This window comes from Streptomyces sp. NPDC002867, from assembly GCF_053591895.1.
In genome coordinates this window covers 1-1,380 of record NZ_JBSFUR010000116.1, presented here as the reverse complement: position 1 = coordinate 1,380, position 1,380 = coordinate 1, and the positions used below count along the sequence as shown (strand labels likewise).

General features: G+C 66.0%; 1 protein-coding gene. It reads right to left on the bottom strand.

Annotation, left to right across the window (positions count from 1 at the left end):
• Positions 1-39: 39 nt before the first annotated feature.
• The gene (locus ACWD0A_RS34820) at positions 40-1,332 is read right to left on the bottom strand and encodes an IS256 family transposase (RefSeq protein ID WP_451304706.1); all 1,293 of its coding nucleotides are present in this window, start codon (positions 1,330-1,332) and stop codon (positions 40-42) included.
• Between the last annotated feature and the right edge of the window lie 48 nt (positions 1,333-1,380).

The following is a 1,380-nucleotide window of genomic DNA, read 5'->3' as shown; positions in this document are numbered from 1 at the left end:
GGGTCTGTCAAACGGACGGTGTAACCAGAGTGGTTGAGGTTACTGACGGGCTGCGGAGAGCCGACCGTCGAAGGTGATGTCGAAGGCGTTCAGGGCGGTCTTCCAGCGCATGGTCCAGCGGGCCTGGCCCTTGCCAGTGGGGTCGAGCGACATGATCGCCATGTAGACGCACTTCAGTGCGGCGGTCTCGTTGGGGAAGTGGCCGCGTGCCTTGACCGCCCGCCGGATCCTGGCGTTGACGGACTCGATCGCGTTGGTGGTGCAGACGATGCGGCGGATCTCGGTGTCGAAGCGGAGGAACGGGGTGAACTCCTCCCAGGCGTTCTCCCAGAGCCGCACGATCGCCGGATACTTCCGGCCCCACGCCTCGGCGAACTCAGCGAACCGGTCGAGGGCGGCCTCCTCAGTCGCGGCGGTGTAGACGGGCTTGAGGAGACGCGCGATCTTGTCCCAGTCCTGGCGGGCGGCATAGCGGAAGGAGTTCCGCAGCAGGTGGACCACGCAGGTCTGCACGATCGTCTTCGGCCAGACCGTCTCGACCGCGTCGGGCAGGCCCTTCAGCCCGTCGCAGACGAGCATCAGGACGTCGTTCACGCCGCGGTTCTTGATCTCCGTGAGGATGTGCAGCCAGTGCTTGGCACCCTCGCCTCCGTCGCCGGCCCACAGCCCCAGGATGTCCCGCCGGCCCTCCGTCGTGACGGCCAAGGCAACGTAGATGGGACGGTTGGCGACGGCGCCGTCACGGATCTTTACGTGGATCGCGTCGATGAAGACCACCGGATAGACGGCGTCCAGGGGCCGGTTCTGCCACTCGGCCATGCCGTCCATGACATTGTCGGTGATCGTGGAGATTGTCTGGCGGGAGACTTCGGCGCCATAGACCTCGGCCAGGTGGGCCTGAACCTCACCGGTCGTCAGGCCCTTCGCCGACAGCGAGATCACCATCTCGTCCACGCCGGTCAGGCGCTTCTGCCGCTTCTTGACGATCTTCGGCTCGAACGTGCCGTCCCGGTCGCGGGGCACGGCTATTTCCACCGGCCCGACGTCGGTCAGTACGGTCTTCCCGCGTTTGCCGTTGCGGGAGTTGCCGCCGTTCTTCCCCGCCGGGTCGTGCTTGTCATAGCCGAGGTGGTCGGTGATCTCGCCCTCGAGGGCGGACTCCAGCAGCCGCTTGGTCAGCTGCTGGAGCAGCCCGCCCTCACCCGTCAACTGCATGCCCTCGGCCTGGGCCCGGCCCACCAGCTCGTCGATCAGCCGGTCGTCCACAGCTTTCGCCGACAGCGGCTCGGCCACCTCGACGGTCTCGGCCTCAGTCACGTTCTCGCTCGTCATCGATGCATCTTCCTTGATCGGGAGTTACACCGAACGATTTACAGTCCC

Coding starts and splice junctions, on each gene's coding strand:
- ACWD0A_RS34820 (WP_451304706.1), bottom strand. CDS start 1,332: ATGACGAGCGAGAACGTGACTGAGGCCGAGACCGTCGAGGTGGCCGAG.